This window comes from Ureibacillus sp. FSL E2-3493, assembly GCF_038077515.1.
Lineage (GTDB): Bacteria > Bacillota > Bacilli > Bacillales_A > Planococcaceae > Ureibacillus > Ureibacillus halotolerans.
In genome coordinates, this window is the sequence record NZ_JBBOPK010000001.1 from 2,696,671 (window position 1) to 2,718,874 (window position 22,204).

25 protein-coding genes and 1 pseudogene are annotated in these 22,204 nt (G+C 35.3%); 9 read left to right on the plus strand and 17 right to left on the minus strand.

Annotation, left to right across the window (positions count from 1 at the left end; translation table 11 throughout):
• Window positions 1–36 precede the first annotated feature (36 nt).
• The 6 genes from rpsN to MHH69_RS13940 all read right to left on the minus strand — a co-directional run bounded on the left by rpsN (window position 37) and on the right by MHH69_RS13940 (window position 4,803).
• Entirely contained in the window at window positions 37–306 is a 270-nt protein-coding gene (gene rpsN, locus MHH69_RS13915; RefSeq protein WP_122972972.1) for a 30S ribosomal protein S14, read from the minus strand.
• A 28-nt stretch (window positions 307–334) separates the two neighbouring features.
• Entirely contained in the window at window positions 335–484 is a 150-nt protein-coding gene (gene rpmG, locus MHH69_RS13920; RefSeq protein ID WP_191708311.1) for a 50S ribosomal protein L33, read from the minus strand.
• A gap of 34 nt (window positions 485–518) precedes the next feature.
• On the minus strand, window positions 519–1,625 hold the full coding sequence (locus tag MHH69_RS13925) for a GTP-binding protein (protein WP_341362551.1): 1,107 nt from the start codon (window positions 1,623–1,625) through the stop codon (window positions 519–521).
• A gap of 283 nt (window positions 1,626–1,908) precedes the next feature.
• The gene (locus tag MHH69_RS13930) at window positions 1,909–2,976 is read right to left on the minus strand and encodes a polysaccharide pyruvyl transferase family protein (RefSeq protein WP_341362552.1); all 1,068 of its coding nucleotides are present in this window, start codon (window positions 2,974–2,976) and stop codon (window positions 1,909–1,911) included.
• A complete protein-coding gene (locus MHH69_RS13935) occupies window positions 2,973–4,115 on the minus strand; it encodes a glycosyltransferase (protein WP_341362553.1) in 1,143 nt (380 codons plus the stop codon). Before MHH69_RS13935 ends, MHH69_RS13930 begins: the two co-directional genes overlap by 4 nt.
• A complete protein-coding gene (locus MHH69_RS13940) occupies window positions 4,108–4,803 on the minus strand; it encodes a glycosyltransferase family 2 protein (protein WP_122972967.1) in 696 nt (231 codons plus the stop codon). Before MHH69_RS13940 ends, MHH69_RS13935 begins: the two co-directional genes overlap by 8 nt.
• A gap of 168 nt (window positions 4,804–4,971) precedes the next feature.
• On the opposite strand from MHH69_RS13940, the gene MHH69_RS13945 reads away from it, so the two are divergent.
• A complete protein-coding gene (locus tag MHH69_RS13945) occupies window positions 4,972–5,148 on the plus strand; it encodes a DUF2642 domain-containing protein (protein ID WP_122972966.1) in 177 nt (58 codons plus the stop codon).
• Window positions 5,149–5,162: 14 nt separating this feature from the next.
• Complete coding sequence (locus MHH69_RS13950) at window positions 5,163–5,378, plus strand: hypothetical protein (RefSeq protein ID WP_122972965.1); 216 nt, start codon at window positions 5,163–5,165, stop codon at window positions 5,376–5,378.
• A 140-nt stretch (window positions 5,379–5,518) separates the two neighbouring features.
• On the opposite strand, the gene MHH69_RS13955 is transcribed toward MHH69_RS13950, so the two are convergent.
• From MHH69_RS13955 to MHH69_RS13995, 9 genes are all read right to left on the minus strand, one after another.
• On the minus strand, window positions 5,519–5,974 hold the full coding sequence (locus tag MHH69_RS13955; RefSeq protein WP_341362554.1) for a hypothetical protein: 456 nt from the start codon (window positions 5,972–5,974) through the stop codon (window positions 5,519–5,521).
• A 3-nt stretch (window positions 5,975–5,977) separates the two neighbouring features.
• Window positions 5,978–6,847, minus strand: a complete 870-nt coding sequence (locus tag MHH69_RS13960) for a DUF3100 domain-containing protein (protein ID WP_341362555.1) — start codon at window positions 6,845–6,847, stop codon at window positions 5,978–5,980.
• Between the two features lie 33 nt (window positions 6,848–6,880).
• Complete coding sequence (locus MHH69_RS13965; protein WP_341362556.1) at window positions 6,881–8,077, minus strand: M20 family metallopeptidase; 1,197 nt, start codon at window positions 8,075–8,077, stop codon at window positions 6,881–6,883.
• Window positions 8,078–8,136: 59 nt separating this feature from the next.
• The gene (locus MHH69_RS13970) at window positions 8,137–9,012 is read right to left on the minus strand and encodes an NAD(P)-dependent oxidoreductase (protein ID WP_341362557.1); all 876 of its coding nucleotides are present in this window, start codon (window positions 9,010–9,012) and stop codon (window positions 8,137–8,139) included.
• An 11-nt stretch (window positions 9,013–9,023) separates the two neighbouring features.
• Window positions 9,024–10,475 (minus strand): aldehyde dehydrogenase family protein, encoded by a 1,452-nt coding sequence (locus MHH69_RS13975; RefSeq protein WP_341362558.1) that lies wholly within the window; start codon window positions 10,473–10,475, stop codon window positions 9,024–9,026.
• A gap of 86 nt (window positions 10,476–10,561) precedes the next feature.
• Window positions 10,562–12,202: a helix-turn-helix domain-containing protein gene (locus MHH69_RS13980; RefSeq protein WP_341362559.1), complete on the minus strand. Its 1,641-nt coding sequence runs from the start codon at window positions 12,200–12,202 to the stop codon at window positions 10,562–10,564.
• A 129-nt stretch (window positions 12,203–12,331) separates the two neighbouring features.
• Window positions 12,332–12,778: a hypothetical protein gene (locus MHH69_RS13985; RefSeq protein WP_341362560.1), complete on the minus strand. Its 447-nt coding sequence runs from the start codon at window positions 12,776–12,778 to the stop codon at window positions 12,332–12,334.
• A gap of 645 nt (window positions 12,779–13,423) precedes the next feature.
• A complete protein-coding gene (locus MHH69_RS13990) occupies window positions 13,424–13,609 on the minus strand; it encodes a hypothetical protein (RefSeq protein ID WP_122973593.1) in 186 nt (61 codons plus the stop codon).
• Window positions 13,602–14,333: a hypothetical protein gene (locus MHH69_RS13995; RefSeq protein WP_341362561.1), complete on the minus strand. Its 732-nt coding sequence runs from the start codon at window positions 14,331–14,333 to the stop codon at window positions 13,602–13,604. Before MHH69_RS13995 ends, MHH69_RS13990 begins: the two co-directional genes overlap by 8 nt.
• A gap of 272 nt (window positions 14,334–14,605) precedes the next feature.
• Between MHH69_RS13995 and MHH69_RS14000 the strand changes: the two genes are divergently transcribed.
• The 6 genes and pseudogenes from MHH69_RS14000 (at window position 14,606) to MHH69_RS14025 (ending at window position 19,106) form a co-directional block, all read left to right on the plus strand.
• Window positions 14,606–15,898: an HNH endonuclease signature motif containing protein gene (locus MHH69_RS14000; RefSeq protein WP_341362562.1), complete on the plus strand. Its 1,293-nt coding sequence runs from the start codon at window positions 14,606–14,608 to the stop codon at window positions 15,896–15,898.
• Between the two features lie 23 nt (window positions 15,899–15,921).
• Window positions 15,922–16,392 carry an SMI1/KNR4 family protein gene (locus MHH69_RS14005; protein ID WP_122973591.1) on the plus strand — a complete coding sequence of 157 codons (471 nt, stop codon included), beginning with the start codon at window positions 15,922–15,924 and terminating at the stop codon, window positions 16,390–16,392.
• Window positions 16,393–16,723: 331 nt separating this feature from the next.
• Window positions 16,724–17,241, plus strand: a pseudogene (locus MHH69_RS14010) (SecY-interacting protein Syd).
• A 472-nt stretch (window positions 17,242–17,713) separates the two neighbouring features.
• A complete protein-coding gene (locus tag MHH69_RS14015) occupies window positions 17,714–17,848 on the plus strand; it encodes a hypothetical protein (protein WP_341362563.1) in 135 nt (44 codons plus the stop codon).
• A gap of 2 nt (window positions 17,849–17,850) precedes the next feature.
• Window positions 17,851–18,102: a hypothetical protein gene (locus tag MHH69_RS14020; protein WP_341362564.1), complete on the plus strand. Its 252-nt coding sequence runs from the start codon at window positions 17,851–17,853 to the stop codon at window positions 18,100–18,102.
• Window positions 18,103–18,821: 719 nt separating this feature from the next.
• Complete coding sequence (locus tag MHH69_RS14025) at window positions 18,822–19,106, plus strand: hypothetical protein (RefSeq protein WP_341362565.1); 285 nt, start codon at window positions 18,822–18,824, stop codon at window positions 19,104–19,106.
• A gap of 168 nt (window positions 19,107–19,274) precedes the next feature.
• Here the strand turns inward: MHH69_RS14025 and istB are convergent, their stop codons facing one another.
• Together istB and istA are read right to left on the minus strand one after the other, a co-directional pair.
• Window positions 19,275–20,027 (minus strand): IS21-like element helper ATPase IstB, encoded by a 753-nt coding sequence (gene istB / locus MHH69_RS14030; protein ID WP_341361466.1) that lies wholly within the window; start codon window positions 20,025–20,027, stop codon window positions 19,275–19,277.
• Entirely contained in the window at window positions 20,027–21,571 is a 1,545-nt protein-coding gene (gene istA, locus MHH69_RS14035) for an IS21 family transposase (protein ID WP_341361467.1), read from the minus strand. Before istA ends, istB begins: the two co-directional genes overlap by 1 nt.
• 279 nt (window positions 21,572–21,850) lie before the next feature.
• On the opposite strand from istA, the gene MHH69_RS14040 reads away from it, so the two are divergent.
• A complete protein-coding gene (locus tag MHH69_RS14040; RefSeq protein ID WP_341362566.1) occupies window positions 21,851–22,198 on the plus strand; it encodes a hypothetical protein in 348 nt (115 codons plus the stop codon).
• The last annotated feature ends 6 nt before the right edge of the window (window positions 22,199–22,204 follow it).

Genomic DNA, 22,204 nt, shown 5'->3' on the forward strand with positions numbered 1-22,204 from the left:
GTTTCACCCTTCGTTTCAGAAAAATAAGCATATTGCTTACCAGCTGGATTTTTTCACGCCTGGTATTTGACCTTTATGGGCCAACTCTCGGAATGCGATACGAGAAAGTCCAAATTTCCGCATATATCCTCTCGGTCTACCCGTCAATTCACAGCGGTTATTCAAGCGGGAAGGAGAAGAGTCCCTTGGCAATTTAGCCAATGCCTGATAGTCTCCTTTTTCTTTTAACTCTTTTCGCAATTCAGCGTAACGGGCTACCATTTCCCTTTGTTTTTTATCTCGTACGACTTTTGACTTTTTAGCCATGCTATTTCCTCCTTATGAAGTGTTATAATCATTTCGTTTCTCTGTGTAATGTCACTCGTTTCAGACGGGGACTATATTTCTTTAATTCGATGCGCTCAGGATTATTGCGCTTATTTTTTGTCGTTATATAATTTCGGTCTCCTGTCTCTGTGCACGCTAGTGTAATCTTCACTCTCATCAATTGTTCCTCCTAATAATCTATAAATTTCAAATTAAACATTCGGCAACGGATCCGAAAATTTCGTCCAGTCCTGATCCATCTCAGCTTTGGTTAGTACACAGCTATCCAATGAATCAATGATTGCTTGTTGATCCATCTGAACACCAATTAATACAAGTTCATTCATTTTACTTCCTTCCTCTTCAATCCATGTACCGATTCTTTCCATACTTAAAGAGGGACCTGCTTGGGAAAGTAGAATGGCTATATCGTTACGTGTTGCAAGCCAAAGAAAACCTTTCACCCGTACGACTTCAACTGGCCATTCATTCATCCAGTTCATGAAACGTTCAGGATGCAATGGTCTATGACTTCGATAAACAAAAGATCCAATACCATATTCCTCTGTCTCCGGAATATGTTCCTGATTCAATTCTTTCATCCACCCTGCCCCTTGGCTAGCTGCTTCAAAATCGAACATCCCTGTATTCAACACTTCATGCAGATCGACATTCGCCTTTACTGTATGAATAATTTTTGCATCGGGATTCAAACTTCTCAGTACCCCGCTCAGTTCATTCACTTTTTCTTCCGTTAACAAGTCGGTCTTGTTCAATAGTAAGACATTAGCAAATTCGATTTGATCGATGAGTAAGTCGGCGATTTCCCGCTGATCCTCTTCTGTTACTGCTTCTTTTCGCTCGAGAAGGGTATCGCCTGAAGTAAAGTCATGCCAGAATCTATAGCCATCGACAACAGTCACCATCGTATCCAATCTGCAAAGCTCAGATAAATGAATGCCTAAACTTTCATCTGTATAAGTGAAAGTTTGAGCAACAGGTATCGGTTCGCTAATACCGGATGATTCAATCAAAATGTAATCAATATCTCCAAGTTCAGCTAACCTAGCTACTTCCACTATTAAATCTTCCCTAAGGGTGCAACAAATGCAGCCGTTCTGCATTTCCACTAACTTTTCCTCTGTCCGTGCAAATCCCCCTTTTTTCACCAAAGAGGCATCAATATTAACTTCGCTCATATCGTTTACAATAACTGCTACCTTCAGTCCTTGTCTGTTATGCAAAATATGATTTAACAAAGTAGTCTTTCCTGATCCTAAATAACCGCTTAGGACAGTTACAGGTATTCTCTTTTCCATTCCGCCTCTCCTCTTCCCAAAAATCTATCCATTTGCAAATAGTAATCATTACGTTTTACATCATATACATGTTTCCTCCATTTTGCAAGAACTTTTATAAAATGTAATGAAGAAATTTTTTGTTAGCATTCTATCTCTGTTCGAGTATCTGGGGCCACTCTGTAATGAACTACTACATGTTATAAAATCAATTCTAGTCCATTAAAAAACGCCAAAACCCTTGTAATTCAAGGATTTTGACGTTCAGCGGAGACGGTGGAAGTCAAAACCGACTCTCCAAAAACTATGCTAAAAAATTTTTAGTAAATAGGGATTCTAAAAGTGGTTGATATTTCTTTTTACTAGATTGATATTGTTCTAGTATTTCTTCGCCACTATTTTCAATGATTTCAATCCGCTCTAATATTTCCTTCGTTAGTTGTTGAGAGTCGGTAGAAACAACTAACTGTTCTAAGCCAAGGGACGCTGCATTATCAAATATTTTAAAGCGATAGCCTAATGCGATGGCTGGAACATTCGCTGCAAACGAAAGATAGTTTGCATGTAGTTTAAAATTAATCGTTGCTGTACATTTAGATAATTTTTCTATTAACTGCTGTTCCGTATACAGATTTTTATCTAGTATGACACTCTCTGGCACATTGATTTTTTCAAATAACCTTTCACAGTGAGGTCTATCATCGCCCCATACCGAATAAATCATTATTTTATAACCAGATTCAATTAATTTTTTTGCTGCCTCAACTAACTGTTTCTCAACTAAACTTTCATTTCCCCCGTATAAACGATTGAACGTAGTCCCCCAGTTGATGCCAATTAGTTTTTCTTTTGTCTGAAGTTTATTCGGATCAGGCTCCTCTAATAATAAACCCGGATCCCCAATAATTTGTATTTTATTCACCTTTTCGCTTCCGAGCATAATTTCAATCGCCTTTTTCGTTAAAGGTCCTCTTACCCCTACAAACAATGCCTTTTCAATTACTTCGTCTAATACTTCAATATCCTTTTGTTTGAAATTTTGTTCCATCGATAACAGTTGATCATTCATTAATAAATCTAAATTTTTCTTCTCAATCCAATCGATTCCTGAGCCCCATATCATGACTGATTTCCCTTTATGTAGGGCGTTTTGAAGGATTTGTAGATACCCCGGTAATAAGAGGGATCCACCTCCTAATATGACCGCATCATATTGTTCAACGTTTTTCATGTCGGTACCCGGAACTGACGGAATAATTTCGATCTGATCCTCATTTAAATATTCTTTACATTTGTCTCGAAAGATGTGCCATAACAATTCATCCCCTAAATTATTAAAGCCAATCCAGCCGATATATAGGAGCTTTTTCAACTTTCGGTTCCTCCCTTTGTTGTTTCAGCGTAAATTTTAATAATCTCCGTTGCGATTTTTTGTATATTGAACATTTCTTCTACAATTTCCCTTGATGCGATTCCATTTAATTTGAGTTGTTCTTTATTTAATAAATATTTCTTTAAATCGTTTCTCAAAATATGTCTGCTGCAAGGAGATTTGGAACCATGATCTCCAAAGTAATAGTTCCAAGCTTCATCAATATTCTCTTTATGCACCATTCCAAAATAACCATGGTTTCCAACTGCTATGACTGCTTTTTCTGAAGCCATCGCCTCAAGGGCAACCCGTCCTGTACCAACGACACAATCTGCCATAGAATAATAAGCATGCATATTCTTTTGTTCCCCAACGATATGGATAAAAGAATCTTTGCACGCTTTTTCAATGATTTGGGATAAGTTTTTTATGTCTCGAAGTTTATCGCCATCTCCGACTACGATAACGTGAAGATTTGGAATCGGATTTAATTTAAGATCCTTGCAAGCTCGTAAAAATATCGAACAAACACTGGCCTTTGCCCATGTAATCCTGCTCGCATAAAGAGCGACTGGGGAATCTTCCGGTATGTTCAATTCTTTTTTCAATTCTCCATATGTGGCATCCCGTGGATATTCCTCTAAATTAATTCCATTTGGAACTAAGTAAGGATGTTCGACGCCGAAGGACTTAATATAGTCGCATAACGGTGGACTTACACAAATGACAGCATCGGATAATTTTAGCAACTTTCGAATTTCGTCGTTCGGATAATAGGTGCCATGTACGGTTAAAACTGTAGCAATTCCTTTATTTTTTGCGGCCTTTCCCGCTAAGTATCCAGAAGGTGATTGATGGAAATGAACAACAGAAATTTGCTCAGCTTCAATAATTTCTTCAAGTTTTTCTATTAACTCTCTCTCATGTTTTTCCTCAAGATCTAGTGTCTTAGGAAAATCGATAGGATAAATAGGACAATTTAAAGCTTCATAGGAGCTTACTAAACTCCCTTCTTTTCTTGCGGCAAAAGTAATAAATACATCATTTTTTAATAATTCTTTTGCCAAACCCAATACGTGGGTTTCCGTACCCCCAATATATAAAGCATCTGTGACAAGTAAAACCCTTTCTTTATTCACCTTTAGCACTTCCATAAAATTGTTTTGAACGCTGTTTTTCATGAACCCGATAGTAATATAATACGTCTCTTAAATTATCGATTTTTAATTTCGCATTTAAGAATTTGACGATAAATTCATAGTCTTCAGCACCAGTTATTCTTCTTGTTGGACCACCTAGCAAATCAAAAACCTTTCCACGGAATAAAATCGTCCCGTGGCAGATGCAATGCTTCCCTAAAGCATATATTTTTCGAATATCGTCCCCATAATATAGCCAATTAGCTTCTTTTCCATTTTCTTTATTGCCGTCAGTAAACGCCCGATAATTCGTTCCAATTAAATCGTAGTCTGGATTTTCCTTTAAAAAGTTCACTTGTTTTTCAAAACGTAAAGGATGTGAAATATCATCGGCATCATTTACTGCAATATATTCACCTGTACTCATAAAATAGCCGATATTGAGTGCCCCGGCGAACCCTGTATTTACAGGAAGATTGCATAAGATGATTGGAAAAGATGGATTAGAATTTTCTATCCATTGTTCTACTATTTTTACTGTATTGTCAGTCGACGCATCATTGACAAGAATTACTTCTATATTGTTGTATGTTTGGGATAGTAGTCCGTTTAAACAATCTTCAATATAAGGGGCTGCATTATAGCATGGAATAACAACACTAACTAACCCTTCTTCTCTTATCTTCATAGTTATCACCTCTAGATTAAACTATGTAATCTATTTCACATTCCTTGTGCAGAAGACCAATTTTAAAAAATATTTTAAAAAAGATAGAATTTTATGCACACATTCCCAAACAAATTAGAACGTGCAAACATATAATTCAACATATGTTATTGAAGAAAGGAGATTAACATGTGGCAACTTCGTTCAATTCTTAGTCCATTAGAAGGTATGACGATTGATATTACAACAGAATTCTCTACAGTTTCTGGAATATTAATCGAAGTGAAAGCGGACTATATTGTGCTCAGAACAACTGCTGATTTACTGTATATTCCGTTAGCAAGTATTAAAAGTGTAGCTTATTAAAATAGGAGGTGTTAATGTTGTTTGAAAACTATTTATTTAGTCAGCTTCGCAAACTAATTAATGAGGAAATAAGAGTTGCAACTGGCGAAGAATTGTTTACTGGAATACTCGTATCAGTTGATAACGCCATCCTAAGGTTACGTGAATCAACTGATGACTATGAAAGAGAAACAAGAAATATCGTAGTCCTTTTATCTGAAGTTAGCTTCATCCAAGTAGATGCAGAATAAGTTCAGATAATCCTTTCATGTAGTTTTTTCGATCCATAGAAATTGATAATTTTAAAGTATATATATGAAATAAATACCCCGTAAAGATAGAGTGTCATCTACTTTTACGGGGTTTACTTTTATTGGAATAAAATGATAAATTAAATAATTCCTTGCATACGTAAAATAATCTCTGCTACGATTGCGGAACCGAGGAATGTGCCTAATAGGACGAACATGCCGACAATGACCGTTTTCCATCCGAGTTTCGCAAAATCCGTCCATGAACGACCAATTGAAATCCCTGCATAGGCTAAAATCGGTGTGGCAATAGCTAGTAAATTGACTTTGCCTGTCCACTCGACGATTTTTTCAGATCCTGGTACAGCTGGCATTGATAGTATAAATGCTAATATCCCAATATAAGCAATACTCGGTATCCCTTTATATGGAACAGCTCGATGAATGATTAATCCAAGTAAACTGATGGAAGCCAAAACAATTATTCCAGGAAGTGACTCCAGTGGCATAACTTCGTAGCCAATCCAGTTTCCAATGATGACCATAAACGATACAATAATCATCAATATGACCCATTCTTGAATATTTTTTAGCATCGATTATTTCACCACCTTTGTTTTGGATTCATCTTTTACTTCCTCAGTTATTACGATAGTTGACTCCATTTCTATTTCTGGTTCGCTGTAATTTTTTCGTTTTGTTAATACTTTATATAACTTTTCTGTTAATGGTAATCCTATGAAAATACTTGCATACAAGCCCGTAACAGAAGTTAATAAGTTACTAGCTCCCGAAAAGGCAGTAATCGTATCGGCCATATCAGGAAATGCCGCTACTAAAGGTCCTAAAGAGGCAGCGGCCATACTTCCACTTCCCACTCCTGTAGCCATTGCAAAGGAATAAGGATGAAGAGGTGTCGCAGTAGCCAGGAAGCCAGATATTAACCCTAAAAAGATAGATCCAAATACCGTACCGAAAATGTACATCGACATCACTCCACGGCCTTCGGGAGAAGACAGTCCAAATTTATCAGTAATTAAAGCTAAATTCGGTTCCCGTCCAATGGAGTGGGTCATTCCAATACTTTCTCGCTTCAATCCTAATAAAATGGCAATCGGAAGGGCGATTAAAATTGTTCCTAAATTTCCAATCTCTTGGAGAATGAGAGCGGGGCCCGCCTCAATCAATTGAGGTAGGGCTGGCCCTGCTTGTACACCGAACTTTGCAATTAATAACGTTAATGTAATATAAACTAATGTTTCAGCTTTTTCCGACTGCTTTTTTGTTACAAGGGGTGTGAAATAAACTGCAATCCCAATAATGACTGCATAAAGCATAGGCAGTAATAAAATAATTCCCACCCCAACCGAAATACTATGCTGACCAATTAACTCGGTCACACAAACGATTGCTAATACTAAACCATGTAATTTCCAATCTTTCCACAAACCTGCTGCATTTCCCTCCATACACTTTCCCCCTTTACTTGAATTGATTCGTGATTACTTCACCTGAACTTCCTTAGCATGTACTTGCATATATTCTAGCGTCGCTAATCCAAGCGTTTTTGCTGCGATTAATAATGCTCTCTCATCAATATCAAATTTCGGATGATGGTGTGGGTAAGACACTTCCCACTCAGGATTGCGTGCACCTGTAAAGAAGAACGTTCCTTTTACATGTTGTAAATAGTACGCGTAATCTTCACCGCCCATTACCGGCTCGATTTCTTTTACTGCCGTTACACTAGGTACTTTCTTCGCTAATTCGGCTACGAATTCCGTCTCTTCCTCATGATTAATAAGTGTTGGATAACCACGGGTATAGGTGAATTCATAACTTGCACTAGCACTTTCACATACGCCTTTCACAACTCTTTCCATCTCTTGTTCAATCAATGCGCGAGTCTCCTCTTTAAACGTTCGAACCGTTCCTAGCATCTCTGCTTGATCAGCAATCACGTTGTATGGATTTTCTGCTACAAAGGATGTAACGGATATAACCGCCGAATCTAACGGATTAATTTTCCGACTGACAATTTGGTTTAAACTATTAATAAGTTGACTTCCTACCGCAATACTATCAATTGTTTGATGTGGGTATGCACCATGTCCCCCGCGACCTTGGATACGAATATTAAACATGTCCGGTGCTGCTTGAAGGGCACCCGTGCGATAACCAATCTCCCCTAATGGCATTTGAGCTTGTAAATGGGTACCAAAAATAACATCAACACCATCTAAACAACCATCTTCAATCATTGAAATGGCACCGCCAGGAGGCAATTCCTCTGCATGTTGATGAATAAAGACAACTGTTCCTTGTAGCTCTGCCTTCATTTTATTTAATACTTTTGCCAAGCCTAGTAAAGTGGCCGTATGACCATCATGGCCACATGCATGCATGACCCCTTCATTTTTGGACTTAAAAGGTAAATCCGTTTGTTCAACAATCGGCAGTGCATCAAAATCAGCTCGCAGGGCAACTGTCGGTCCTGGTTGATCACCTTTTAAAGTAGCAACAACCCCGTTTCCGCCAACGCCCCTTTTCGTTTCATGTCCTAACTTTTCATGGAATTCAGCAATATATTTAGCCGTATTTACCTCTTTAAATGAAAGTTCCGGATTCGCATGTAAGTGCCTCCGTATTTCTACTATCTCCTCATAAACTTCTTCTAAACGATTAAATAATTTTTGCATTCTATTAACCTCCTTTTATTTATTTCATATGTTAAGTTTGTGGAATAGATTCTTAATTTTCACACAATTTCTTTTAGCACTTTGTAAATAGCAGATGAATCTAAGTTTCCTTTTCCTTTATTTTTTCCTAAATGAAATAGCTGGTGGGTACTATCACTGACAAAAGTAGCTATTTGGTTGTCTTCTGCTAGATTTCGATATAAATGAATATCTTTTGTCATGTTAGCCAAGGAAAATTTCACATTGTCAAAAGTGTGATCCAGGATATTTACACCGAAAACATCCATCGCTCGGGTTTGTCCACTACCTTTTTGCAAGATGGAGGCAAGCTTTTCTTTTGGAACGCCTGCCTTTTCACTCGTTAAAAAGGCTTCACTTAATAATGAAATGACACCGCCGACAACCATGTTGTGGCATAGCTTGACGATTTGCCCTGCACCACTTTCACCTAAATATTCAATATGTTTTCCTATCGCTTGTAGAACCGGGAGGATTTCATCCAGTCGCTCTTCACTCCCACCAATCATAATAGTGAGCGTTCCATTATTCGCACCATCTGGCCCACCACTTAACGGGCAATCGTAAAATTCAACGCCTTTTTCTTGAGCTTTTTGATGGATCTGTCTTGTGATATTGACGTCATTGGTACTCATGTCCAAAATGAAAGTGCCTTGCTTCATTCGAAATAGAATTCCAGTCTCCTCATTTAAAACCATTTCTTTCACTAGATTCGGCGATGTTAACGATAAAATGACAAAATCAACTTGACCCGCTAATTCTTCAGGTGCGGAAGCTGGGGTTGCCCCTTCGTTTACTAGCTTTTTCACTGCCTCTTCATTAATATCGTAGACCATGACATTGTAATGATGTTTGATTAAATTTTTCGCCATGCCACTTCCCATTAAACCACAGCCAATTACTCCAACCGTTGTCATCCAAAGCCCTCCTATGCCTTCATGTAAACCGTTTTATATTCAGTCCAAAATTCTAACGCTGTTGAGCCTTGTTCCCGCGGTCCTAAACTCGACGCTTTCTTCCCACCGAAAGGATATTGATTTTCAAAATAGTTGGAAGGAATATTCACGTGGGTCACACCTGTCTCGATATGTTTAACAAAGTGCATGGCCTTTGCTAAATCTTTCGTATAAATAGTAGAAGACAATCCAAACTCACTATCATTGGCTACTTCCAATGCTTCTTCATAGGAATCGACTTCAATGACGGCAATAACCGGCGCAAAAATCTCTTCCTTAAAAATTCGCATTTCTCGATTGACATTACTGAACACGGTTGGTGCAATAAAGTACCCTCTATCCAACCCATTATCCGTTAGCCTCTTTCCACCACATTCAAGGACTGCTCCATCTTGAATGGCGTCGTTCACATGTTCTAAATACAAGTTCAGTTGATTTTCGTCGATGATTGGACCATTATCGGCATTTTCATCAAAGCCATCTCCAATGGTTAGAGCGTTTGCTGCTTCAACTAATCGAGCAATGACCTCTTTGGAAATACTTCTTGGAACAATTAATCTGCTTGTTCCGGTACAACGTTGTCCATTATCAAAAAAGCCACTAATGACGACATTTTGAATCGTTTCATCCAAATCGGCATCTTCCAGTATGATCGATGCATTTTTTCCACCCATCTCCGCTTGCATTTTTCCTCCCCGGTTCGTTACAGCTCGTCCTAGAGCCAAGCCTACTTCTGTTGAACCAGTAAAGGATACCGCTTTAATTTTTGCGTGATTCCCAATAGCTCGTCCAATGACGCCACCAGGCCCTGTGACCATATTAATAACCCCTCTAGGGACACCCGCTTTTTCAAATAACTCGATAATTTTTATACTAATTAAAGAAGTATTACTTGCTGGTTTAAACACGACGGTATTTCCTGCAACAATTGCCGGTGCAATTTTCCATATCCCGATACCGAGGGGGAAATTATAAGGCGCGATTACCCCGACAACCCCTAAAGGTTCTCTCACTGTGTACCCAAAAATATCTGGGTCATTGGAAGGAATTGTTTCTCCTGTTAAACGGGTTGCTTCCCCGCTAAATTGTTTCATTGCTTCGATAGTTTTTTGTACTTCACCAAGGGAGTTTTTGTATGTTTTCCCTACTTCTTTTGTAATGATTGTAGCGAGTTCTTCCTTTTGTTCTTCCAATAAGTTAATGAGCTTAAATAATACTTCTCCCCGTTCAGGCACTGCAATTTTTGACCATATTTTAAAAGCTTTCTCTGCAACGTCTATTGCAATGTCGACATCTTTTTGATCGGATTTCTGAAAATAGCCAAGTATATGATCTGCATTGGCAGGATTAATACTTGGATAAACTTCACCTGATATTGCTTGAACCCATTCACCATCAATGTAATTAAAATATGTTTCGGTCATTCTAGTGCACCTCTCATCTCTGTATTTTGAATAATTTTAATATTCGAAATTATAAAAATGAATGTGGTAAGTCACAAAAATAAACATTACTTTTTGTGACTCGCCACATATAGTTGAACAGCGATAACGAGATCAACCCACTCTTTTTCATCATTCAAATCGATTTGTAGGATGTCTTCTATTTTTCTTAACCGGTAATATAACGTATTCCCATGAATATGCAACGCTTTAGCTGTCTCTTTATGGTTTTTATTTTGATTGATAAAACAAAGTAACGTGTCGATTAGAAGGAAGTCGGTTTTTAATAACTTGCCAATCTTATCTTGAATGAAAATTTCAATCCTTTGGGGTTCTAAATCATGGAACAACCGCTCCATACCGAGTTTGGCATATTCCACAATATAGGATTGTTTCGTCGTCTTTGCGTAATTAATGGACTGGATCGCTTCATGATAAGAAATGGCTATTTGTTGAATACTCGTTTTCCGCCCAATTCCAATGAGCACTTTTTTTTCTTTGCCCACAATCATCTCGATCTCTTTAATAATTTGACTTAGTTGATCATCTTTCAAATCAGGTAGAACGACGATTAATTGAAATGCATTCGTCACGATAAAGCTATTCGTACAAATGCTTTTTAACATATTTTCAAAGGAAAGGACTAACCATTGTTTATCGGTTAATTTATTGCGATCCCATAACGGATTTGCTGAACCTTCAATAATAATACATTGGATATCCCTTACTTCATTCCATTGTAAATAGGTTAAGATTCTTTTTAAATCAGAACTTGTGAGATCATGTAATAGTTGATTAAAAATTTCCTGTCTAAAATGAAATTCTTGTTCCAATAATGCACTATTTTTCGTTAATTCCAGTGCGATGGCAGAACAGGCATGTTCAATAATTAATTGTTCAAATTCAGGAAATGTTTCGAAGGGTCGCTCCAGCTCTAATACGCCGAGTATTTCATGACTTCGTACAATCGGATAATAATTGCTGTCCTCATGATAAAGATTCGTCTCACGATGGACGACTTTTGAACCGATTAAAGTTTCTAATAACAAAAGGATCTGTCCAATGCCTTCCCCATCAATAATGAATTGATAAAACTTTTTATGAATGGAAATCGTATTCGATAACATCTCATTTTTTTGCAATAAATTTTGATAAACCCGAGAATGTTCAAGGGCGATGGCACTTTGATCCGCAATAATTTGAATGACTTCTAAATCGGCATCGGAAAAAATCCCATCCTGGTTAAAGTTATCCACAATCAAAACACCAAGACAGGAATCTTGATAAAGAATCGGAACACAAAAGGCACTTTTAATTTTTTGCCTCCGAACCCCTTCATAATAAAATTGATAATTTTCTTCCGACATATTGCTCATATAAAAATCGATCTCTTGTTCAGATTTAAATAATTTGGACTTCTTTTCTAAAAATACCTTTCCTGTAATCGACTCACCAGGTGCAAACTCGATTCTTTTAAGCGGTTCAATCTCAACACCAATCGCCTCAGCTATTCTCAGCTTTCCCGTTAACTCATCATACAAATAAATCATAAAAGTATCGGTCACTTGAACGAGCTCACTGGCAGCCGTAATTAAATTTTTCAATACTTCTTCAAGTTTTAAAGACTGGGTTAACATTTTATTAATCTCTAACAATTTTTTCGCCTTTGGTAGTGTGAGGTAAGAGTTGTGATTTAGATTGTTGGTCATGCAAAACACCTACTCTATTAAGTTAATGGAGGTTAGTATAAATAATAGTTTAGCATTTAAATTCACAATATTGTGTAATTTCTGTGTTTTTAACAATCGCTATATTTTGGAGATTCTTTGATAAAGTAATTACTTTATTTTCTTTTCTAAATGTAGCGGTTTAGTTCCAGAGTTAATTAAGTCCTTAGAACTTTTACCTTCGATTGACCAAAAATCAATTTGTTCAATTTTTTCATCTGTAATATTGTAGCTGTATACGATATCAGTCTCTGTTTGAAATCTTACATGAAGCTCCACAGTCTTTTTTAATTTATCATCATCAGTATCTGTTACACTCCATGAATCATTAGGGTATATTGTGGTGAGATACGTATTAAGCTTTTCAATAGCATCATTAGTCTGTAATTCAACTAATTTAGGTAATAATACGAAGTAACCTATAACCAGAATCAGTAATATACCCGAAGCTCCCCAAATTTGTTTCCGAATTGAAAGTTTCAAAAAAAATGTAACTAAACATATGATTAATAAAATTACTATTAAACCACAAATTATAATAATTGATGTAGGACTCAAATCTCACACCCCTCTTGAAATATGTTGAATCAGCTGAAAAGCTAAATACTCACTCTAACAAACTTATACTCTTATTTTAATCTGATATCTACATATTTATAGTGTTAAATTAAAAATACAAAAGCCTCCTATTTTACCATATTCTTATACTCAAATTACTAATCCATAATCTCTTTCATTCATGTACTTTTTTCACCTACATTGAATACCTTTGTCCATATTCTAGATTCTAGCCAATTGGAGAAGGTCATACTTCGCCCTTCCCCCATCCCAACTGGATCAAATTCATTTACCAACCTTTAGCTTGTATTTTTTTTATCCATATTTATAAGCCCAAACCGGAACCAAATTAGTAGTTTCAAAGAAAAAAACACTAGGTAGATTTTTACCTAGTGTCTACTAACTTATTTCTTAATCGCTTTAAATGCAGCTGATTGTTCTTTAATACTACGTTCTGCTGCGAAACGTTCGATACTTATATTGGGTATCTTGGGGATGATTCCTTTATTTTTCGTTTTGGTTATCCTACTCTACTCAAATTAACCAAAATCAATTTATGTCCAATTACTCGAATGGTCATTATATAACAGAAAAATAAAAATCCCCCACATTTTACAGATATGTAGGGTTCTATTTCATATAAAATTATAATGATTCACTATTTTTATATCTTGCTAGAATGTTATTTGTTACTGCTTTTCTTCGATTTTTAGCGTCAATTCTTTTTAGCTGTTCATTGTAATGATTGATTTCACTCAAGGATTTTGCTTTACGAGCTTTCCGAATAATATTTTTGATACTCTTTACATCAGAGGGCTTTAAATTATCCATCCACCTCATCTCCCTTCCATATCCTATCAATTAATTCTTCTAGCTCTATAAGATATGCGTGAAATTCCTCATTCGTGTGTGTGGGATTATCGTTTTTAAATTGATCAACATAATATTCGACCCATGTTTGAATAAAGTCTTCCCAACTATCTAAAATTTCATTATTGGGTATTTCCCCATACGTTAATAGCACTTGACCATTATCAATGACTTCATCCACTCTTGCTTTAAAGATCTCATTTTCTTCCGTACCACTCATTAAAGCAATGCCTTTTAAATAAGTAATTCCACTCAACCCTGCGACAAGAGCGATAACTAAAACCTCCGTCACGGAACCATCACTATTCAAAATATTGACTGCCCCAACACCCGCTATACCGCCTAATAAACAAGCGGTAATAACCGCAACAATCCAATTAAGTATTTCTAAGGAACCATTAAACAACGTTATTTTTACATCTGTTTGCCCTTTTAATAACATAATGAGTGAGGTCGAAAAACTACCGATAATGCCCACAAAAAATGGTAGAGCAATCTGATGTTTTATATCCATATCTCCAAATAAGTATAAAAACTTATCCTTTATTTTAAATTCATAAAAGAACCAACTGATAATCCAATTATATACAGTACAAATTAAATAAATCATTATTAATACAATGGCAAAATAAAGTAGAATTTTTATTAATTGAATTAATGCTTTTTCAATTTCCTTGAATTTCATCACTGAATCACCTTCATTTCCGCGAAAGCCCCTCACATTAATTTATAACAAATTTATCCAGTATATGAATCCTTTCCTTTGTTAACTACAATAAAATGCAAACAGGTGAAACATAACAAAAAAACGCCAAAACCCTTATAATTAAGGATTTTAGCATTCATTAAAATTCATGTATGGAGATTGCGGGAGTATCTTATTGGAAAATTGGTTACCTGTTTTAATTTTTCCAAATTTGATATAATTATCCATAACTAATTTTGTGGAGGACATTCATGTCAAAGATAAAAGTCGATATTGATAGAGTTAATGATTTGACCCCTAGCTTTTCACAAGTTGCCACAAAAGTATCGAATACTACAGACAATGTTGCATCCATCCGATCTCATATCGATTACCGTATTAAAGCACGACATGGCATCGGTGATCAATTGTACAAAATATCAAATGAATTACAAACGATTGAAAAGAATATGAAGAAGTTAGTATCCTTCCTTCAAAATTCGATGGATAAGTATGGAGATGCTGAACAGAAAATTGCTAGGCAAGTTCCTATGTTACCTAATGTGATTGGGAAAAATAACATAACTATTGATGAAAATGGTAAAATACAAGTATTAAACGAATACGCTCAATTTAATACAGATAGACCTGTTGATCCAAATACTGGTGAATATTTGTTTACATATGAAGGGCAAAGGCAAGTATTGGGAGGAAATGGTTCAGGAACACCGGATGGTCTTGCCCAATTAGGGGATTTAGCTTATGATTTTTTATTTGGCGACATAGAGACTCTATTTGACCCGAACGCATCACTTTCGGATAAAGCCATAGCGGCGGCATTCATGTTACCAATAGGCAAACCGCTAAAAGCTGCAAAAGTTGCGATGGATGCGGTAGATAATTCAAAAGACATTGCAAAAACTGTAGATAAAGCAGAAGATATAAAAAACCTCTCAAAATCTGTAGATAAAACGAAAGAGATTCAAGATAAAACAATTTCTGATCTAGAAGTAAAACAACTAGGGGAATACATAAAGGATATTGAGAAGAAGCAGGTAGATAAGGGTACAGGTAAAGTAAACTTAAAAAACATTGATGAGTTTATTGATGGTACTAAAACTTTTGATGATGTTGTTGATGATTTTGCTCGACTATACAGTGAAAAAATTCAAACAAACAAAACTTGGTCATGGAATAAGTCATTTCATGGTGGAGAGTATTTAACTGCCCGTCAGCGAAAATTGATTAAGGAAAAAGCAATTGCCGATGGCCTGATTCCCAATGTAAATGTTATTAAAGCAGATGGAATGAGGTATGGTTTTGCAGATTTCAAGAGTGTTGGACTTGTGGTAGAAACTAAAGATTTACCAGAAAGTCTCTGGTTAAAGTCTGACGAGGCACAATTTGAATGGCTAGATAACGTAATTGGAGGAAGACCAGAAGGTATGACATGGCACCATACTGAAGTACCAGGTAAAATGGAGCTAGTACCATTTGGAATACACAATATAACTATTCATAATGGTGGCAGATCTACTGGAATGTGGGCAGATGCACCGAGATAGCTTGTAAAGAAAGGAGAAGAAATATGAAAATAAAACAGGACACTATAGTAAGGCCATTGCCTTCGGAGGAATTAATAAAAAGTCACGAAAAGTTTTGGAGACTTTCATTACCAGAGTCTTTCTTAGAATTTATAAAAGAAAATAATGGTGTAGAGGTTGAGGAAGCAACATTTGAGTGTAACAACCGTGGTTATGCGATAGAAAGGTTTTTGTGTATATTAGATGATATTGAGAATCATCCAAAAGGAATTTATGACATAGATGTTGTATTTTCACAAATAGGTGAAAGGTTGACTGCTAATGAAGACTTATTAGGGGCAGAGGTATTGCCAATAGCTAGTGTATTTGCGGGTGACTTTGTATGCTTAGATTTTAGAACAGATAAAAATAATCCATCTGTTTGTATATGGTCTCATGAAGAATCCGGTGAGTTTGAGCCTGTTACATATAATGTGGCAGATAACTTTTCTGAATTTTTAAAGATACTTGAATAGAAACAAAGAGAGTACAAATTAAAAATATATGAATAAATGTGATATTAATAATGGATAAATTTTACAGTATGGAAGAAAGCACCTGATTGCCTTTTAAACTGCCCCTTAAAAGTTAGACGCCAATCTAATTTTTAAGGGGTTTTTTTTATGGCTAAATTGAGAGTTGAACAAAGAATTCAAGCAGTTCAAGGATATGTAAATGGACATGAATCAGGGTATACATAATGCAGAAAAATCTGCAGGGGTTTGGGGAAATGATAGTGAGTATGCTGAATTACTTGAAAAATTTTTGAATAAGTAAAGGGTGATAAATGTGTCAATAAAAGAAACAATGAAGATATACTTTCAAATGAGAAAAGAGATAGCTAATGAAGGTTTAGATTTTTTATTTAAAACACCACTTAGTAGTGAAGATAACCTAATAATTTATGATGGTGAAGTTGATGAGGATGAATATATCCCATGGAAACCTGTAGAAATGACTGTTTCACAAGACTTTACAAGTTTAGAAGATGAATTTGATATAAAATTTCATAAAACAATAGTTGATTATTTTAACTCATATTGGTTTGCAGATTTAGATGGGTTTTATCAGGAACACTATATTACATTAGAGCCGGTCCTGCCTAATAATGAGATAGGTTCATTCCGAGAGTCATTGAAAGGATATAAAGAAATCATGGGGATAATTTAAAGAAGATACCTATTGGGATAGAGGGAAATGGTTTGTTAGTGGTTATTGAGAATAATAGTGGAATAGTACAATTAGAAGATGTTGAAAGAGGTACATTTGAGCATATTGCTAAGAATATTCAAGAATTAATAGGAAATTTGAGATTGAAAAAATAGCAGTTTATTTAGTGTAGAATGCTTCAAAAAGGTTAGTAGACAATTATGGATAACTTACTTTTAAGGTATTAGGAACTAATAAATAAAATATTTGATCCCAAGCTTTATGATGAAGAAGCAAGTAAATATATAGAAATTTTAGAGGAAAATGTCCCCACTTCTCCTAGTGACTTAATTTTTTGAAAGATGAGGATTTATCTCCAAAGGAAGTAGTGGAAATTGCCTTAGCGTACAAAGAAGAAAGTAATAACATTTAGAATACCGTATTAGTAGAACCTTGAATGACTATTTATCATTCAAGGTTTTTTTAAAGGGCTACCTATCACCCCATAATACTTTACCTTTGCTTTCTCTCTGCTTTATAAATTTTTTAGTTGCTTTTAGAACGATTACTAGAGTACTGCTCCACATCGATTAACTCCTAAGTGTCGAAGCTGAATATTTATTTACTTTTGACGACCGGTGGGAAGTATTGGGAGGAAATGGTTCAGGAACACCGGATGCTCTTGTTCAACTAGGTGATTTAGTTTATGAATTTTTATTTGGCGACATAGAGACTCTATTTGACCCGAACGGGCGTCCGTGGTATACACCAGAGGAGGAGTAAAAATGGCTTCGTATGTATTATTATTAAAGGAATATGAAGATGATGAAACTGTAGTTTACAAATTTGGACCAAATGAAGAGATTATGGGTAAAATTGAGTTAAATAAAATAACCAGGAAGTTTTCAGAGTTAGAAAGTTTACCAGATCAAAATATTCCCTCTAAGTTTTATTTTGATCGAGCTGCTCAAAGATTGGCAGTTTGCCTTGTAAGAGAAGGCAGCATATTTCCAGAAAAAACAGCTTTTGAATCATAGTAGCTACGAATAAAAATTTGATGGATAGGAGCCTTTCAAGGTTTTTTATTAACTTATGTATTAAAAAAGGATCATATTTGAATCAATAACTCATGGTGGTATGCAGACATACTAGATTGGTTGAAGAGACATCTAAATAAACGATCACACTTATTACTTAACTTATATTTGCACACGAGATTGACAAAGCTCGTAAATGATAAATAAGGAAATACACTTGTACACGAGAAAATGAATGAAGGAAATCTGTAGATAAAACGAAAGATATTCAAGATAAAATAATCTCTGATTTAGAAGTAAAACAACTAGGTGAATGTGAATATATAAAGGGTCTTGAGAAGAAGCCGATAGATAAAGAAAAGAGTCTCAATCATTACATTGGAGTAAAGCAATCTGAATACTTAAAATCACAAGGAGTACCACGCCAAATTAGAAAGAATACATTAGAGTAATTTAAAATTACTACCTCTAGACTTGAAATTGCAGGTTCAAATACTTATGGGTTAAGATTTAATGGTAATATTAATGCTTATAAAAAGGAAGATATTTGTTTGAAACAATCTCACCATAAGTTAATAGAAATAACTTGGCTCCCCCACCAGATTTGAACAGAATGACAGGTATTCAACAATGAGGTTAAACTAGACACAATTATAATTAAAGGAAAAGCAGGTCCGCAGTTTATAAATAAGAGCTCAATATATAGGAGTCGTAGCACAATGGAATATAACGAACCTAGACAGCCTAATAAAACCGTAAACTTTATTAAGGAAGCTGAAAAGGTAAAAATTATGATAGAGCGTGAAATAAAAGCTCATAAATTAGGTCAAGGTAAAGATGGGACGATAAGTCAACTTGAAAACTTTTATAAAGATATAGAACTAATGATTAAAAGCAAAAGTCATATTCCTTCATATCCAAGAGCTATTGCTGACTCGTGGGATTTTAATAGTGAACTTGGAAAGCAATTATTAGATTTATATGAGGTATATAAAAAACTATAATAACTATCCCTAAAATAAATGGATGACTTTATATAGTTTGCAATAAAGAACTAGATTCTATTTGATCTGGCCAAGAAATATAGACATATGTAATTAAACTACTTCAAGGACCTGAGTGTATTTCGCAAGTAAAAAATTGAGCCATTTATTAATTAAAAACTGATCCACTTAAACCGAACTATTTTCTAGCCATTCTTTTGTATCTAATATTCGATAAGATGGTCCAACCATGTCTATCATATAGGCTCTATGTGTTAATCGGTCTGTTAAAGCAGCTGTTAAAACTGGATCATGAAAAACTTCTTCCCAGCGATCAAATGATAAATTACTTGTAACTATCGTTGACGCTCGTCCTGCCCGTAGGGAAAGATGAGTAAATAATAATTCTGCGCCTTCTTTATCAAAAGAAATGTAACCTAGCTCATCGATAATCACTAAATCATACTTTTCAAACCTCAATTCAAATGAACGTAACGTTCTTTCAGAACGGCTTTCTTTTAACTGATTTACAAGGGATGACACCGTTGTAAAATACACCTTATAACCTGCTAAACAAGCTTCAATTCCTAAACCAATTGCTATATGTGTTTTACCTGTACCTGGTGATCCGATTAATAAAACGTTTTGTTTTTCTTGAATAAAATCTAATTTCTTTAAATGAGAGAGACGAGAGGCCGCATTTTGCGGTAATCTCTCAGTCTCTAATTCAGTTAATAGTTTCTTTTCTGGAAAATTCGCTGAACGAATCCGATTCGCTTTTGCTCGCACTTCTCGATCTTGCATCTCTTGGACCAGTGCGTGATATAAGAAATCTTCTGCTGTCTGATATTGTTTCCACATATCATCATCTTGTATAAATCCTCGAATGCTTGGTAGTCGAAGTTCTTTACACATTTCAATCATTTCTTGTCGCTTATCCATTAATGAAGCACCCCTGTCTTTTTAGTTTCGAATAATGCCGTAATGGCTGAAAGATTTTCGAGAGATTGGGTGGTGACCTCATTTTTGGAATGTACAGTTTTATGAATGTGTTCGCATTGATTAGCTAAGAAAATAATCTTATCTGTTGATATTTGAACCATAGGGTTCTTCTCAAGTTGTTCAACTGCCACTATGATTTTTTCTAGATTGTTATGTTCTTTTAGATAGATAAGTAACTCTAGAAAATCTCGCTCATTTCCAATATAATAATCTTTGTATAATTTTTTTATTTTTGTTGGTGCTTGACTCAAACATTCACTTTGAGCCAATGCACCTTTTTTCTTTTCAAATGTACGTAAGTAATGATAGATATCCATAATCCACTGATGGATCTGCCAACTTCGCTTATGTGTTGCGATACAGGCATTATCACTAAAAATAAGAATTTTTTCCGCACTCGCTTTTACTTTCACCCATTCTCCTACATGTCCTTCTGGAACAGAATAACGATTTTGTCTATAAGTAATCGTGCTATATTTGTCCACTCTAAATTCAAACAACTCAGAGGCATCAAATGGAATAATATCTGCACTTACTTGCCGAGCTGCACGTTCTTCTAGCATTAATTCATGGTGGGTTTGATTTTTCTTATAATGTTTACGAGAGTTTAATCTCATGATGATTTCTGTTAGATAGGCCTGAGCTTCTTCTAAACTTGTAAACGTATCTCGATGGGCAAATGCTTTCCGACGGATGTATTCTACACTCCGCTCCACATGCCCCTTCTGATTTCCTTTTCTCGGTTCACATAGTCGTATTTTAAAATGATAATGCATCGATAGATTTTTCATACCATCGGTAATCTCACGCTCAGTTCCAATAAAGTTTTTTACAACAGTTCGCATATTATCGTATGTAAATACCTCTGGTACAAAGCCTAAATAGTTAATACACTTTACATGTGCATCTTGTACACAAACCATTGTTTCTGATTCATACAAATAGGCAAATCGATCATTACTATATGGTAGGGTAAAGACCGCCATCGAAAGAGAACGTAACGTTTGATCAATGATTAATTTTACTTCACCCCAGTCAAATTCAATCTCATGACCAGCAGTTGCCTTTTGACGAATAAACACTTCTTTTTGACGTTTCTCCTCACTATTTACAAAATTTCTAACAGTGGTATAACTAATTTCAAAACCTTCATCTAATAACTTTTCATGAATATCAATCATTTTTAGTTGTTGCTTGTGCATCTGATGTTGCCGTTTAAATTCATTATCTTTTAACATTTTTCGAATACGTTTCATCACCGTAGGTGTTAATGCACGTTTATTGCCTTTTCGCTTTTTATACGACGGAGGCGTTACATAGTTATCTGTAATAGGTAGTTCTCGAATATCTTGCTTTCTTTTTTCAAGATCCTCTTCGATATACTTTTTTACAGTATTCCGAGAAATCCCAAGCTCCTTCGCAATTTGACGTTGACTCTTATTTTCTTTATGAAAGGCTAATAAAACTTTTTGTTTCTTCTCCAAAGAAATCACCTCTATACGCTCCTAACTCTATGAAGTTAGGATTATTTTCATATAAAAGTGGCTCACTTTTCAACTGCGATGGTGGCTCAGTTTTAGCTTATCAAATACAAATTATGGAATTTATTAAAAAATTGATATCGTAAATATTTACTTTTCTTATGTCAAAGGATGTTGCTGCCCAATACAATTGTTCGCGAATAGGACAACAATTTGATTTAATGGGCCAGCGTGTTGGTAATTTCAAAAATCCAAGACCATTACCAGGAAGAAGTGAATAAATTGTCTATAAAGTTTATCCGAAATGAAAACGAGCTTGTCGTAGAAAAAAATAAAATAGTTTTTGACCACAATATACGCTATGTAATAGATATAAATAACATATTAATTGTATTACTTGAGATACCTAATAATATTAGCTATCTAAATAATGTATTTGGAATTAATAAAGATGGAGAAATAAAGTGGCGCATTCAGAGTGTTAGTGATGTTTTCCCTTTAAAAAACCAGTTGCCATTTGAAAACCTAATGGTGAATGGTAATGATGTTTTTGTGTCTGATTTTTACGGAAGAAGGTTCTTATTAGACCCTACTAACGGAGAGATACTTTCAAGTGATGTTGTAAGATAATATCAA

Coding starts and splice junctions, on each gene's coding strand:
- MHH69_RS13940 (WP_122972967.1), bottom strand. CDS start 4,803: ATGAAGATAAGAGAAGAAGGGTTAGTTAGTGTTGTTATTCCATGCTAT.
- MHH69_RS13960 (WP_341362555.1), bottom strand. CDS start 6,847: ATGGAGGGAAATGCAGCAGGTTTGTGGAAAGATTGGAAATTACATGGT.
- MHH69_RS13975 (WP_341362558.1), bottom strand. CDS start 10,475: ATGACCGAAACATATTTTAATTACATTGATGGTGAATGGGTTCAAGCA.
- MHH69_RS13970 (WP_341362557.1), bottom strand. CDS start 9,012: ATGACAACGGTTGGAGTAATTGGCTGTGGTTTAATGGGAAGTGGCATG.
- MHH69_RS13990 (WP_122973593.1), bottom strand. CDS start 13,609: ATGGATAATTTAAAGCCCTCTGATGTAAAGAGTATCAAAAATATTATT.
- MHH69_RS14005 (WP_122973591.1), top strand. CDS start 15,922: ATGAAAATAAAACAGGACACTATAGTAAGGCCATTGCCTTCGGAGGAA.
- MHH69_RS13945 (WP_122972966.1), top strand. CDS start 4,972: ATGTGGCAACTTCGTTCAATTCTTAGTCCATTAGAAGGTATGACGATT.
- MHH69_RS13955 (WP_341362554.1), bottom strand. CDS start 5,974: ATGCTAAAAAATATTCAAGAATGGGTCATATTGATGATTATTGTATCG.
- MHH69_RS14020 (WP_341362564.1), top strand. CDS start 17,851: ATGGCTTCGTATGTATTATTATTAAAGGAATATGAAGATGATGAAACT.
- MHH69_RS13925 (WP_341362551.1), bottom strand. CDS start 1,625: ATGGAAAAGAGAATACCTGTAACTGTCCTAAGCGGTTATTTAGGATCA.
- rpsN (WP_122972972.1), bottom strand. CDS start 306: ATGGCTAAAAAGTCAAAAGTCGTACGAGATAAAAAACAAAGGGAAATG.
- istB (WP_341361466.1), bottom strand. CDS start 20,027: ATGGATAAGCGACAAGAAATGATTGAAATGTGTAAAGAACTTCGACTA.
- MHH69_RS13995 (WP_341362561.1), bottom strand. CDS start 14,333: ATGAAATTCAAGGAAATTGAAAAAGCATTAATTCAATTAATAAAAATT.
- MHH69_RS13950 (WP_122972965.1), top strand. CDS start 5,163: ATGTTGTTTGAAAACTATTTATTTAGTCAGCTTCGCAAACTAATTAAT.
- rpmG (WP_191708311.1), bottom strand. CDS start 484: ATGAGAGTGAAGATTACACTAGCGTGCACAGAGACAGGAGACCGAAAT.
- MHH69_RS13965 (WP_341362556.1), bottom strand. CDS start 8,077: ATGCAAAAATTATTTAATCGTTTAGAAGAAGTTTATGAGGAGATAGTA.
- MHH69_RS13980 (WP_341362559.1), bottom strand. CDS start 12,202: ATGACCAACAATCTAAATCACAACTCTTACCTCACACTACCAAAGGCG.
- MHH69_RS14000 (WP_341362562.1), top strand. CDS start 14,606: ATGTCAAAGATAAAAGTCGATATTGATAGAGTTAATGATTTGACCCCT.
- MHH69_RS14025 (WP_341362565.1), top strand. CDS start 18,822: ATGGAATATAACGAACCTAGACAGCCTAATAAAACCGTAAACTTTATT.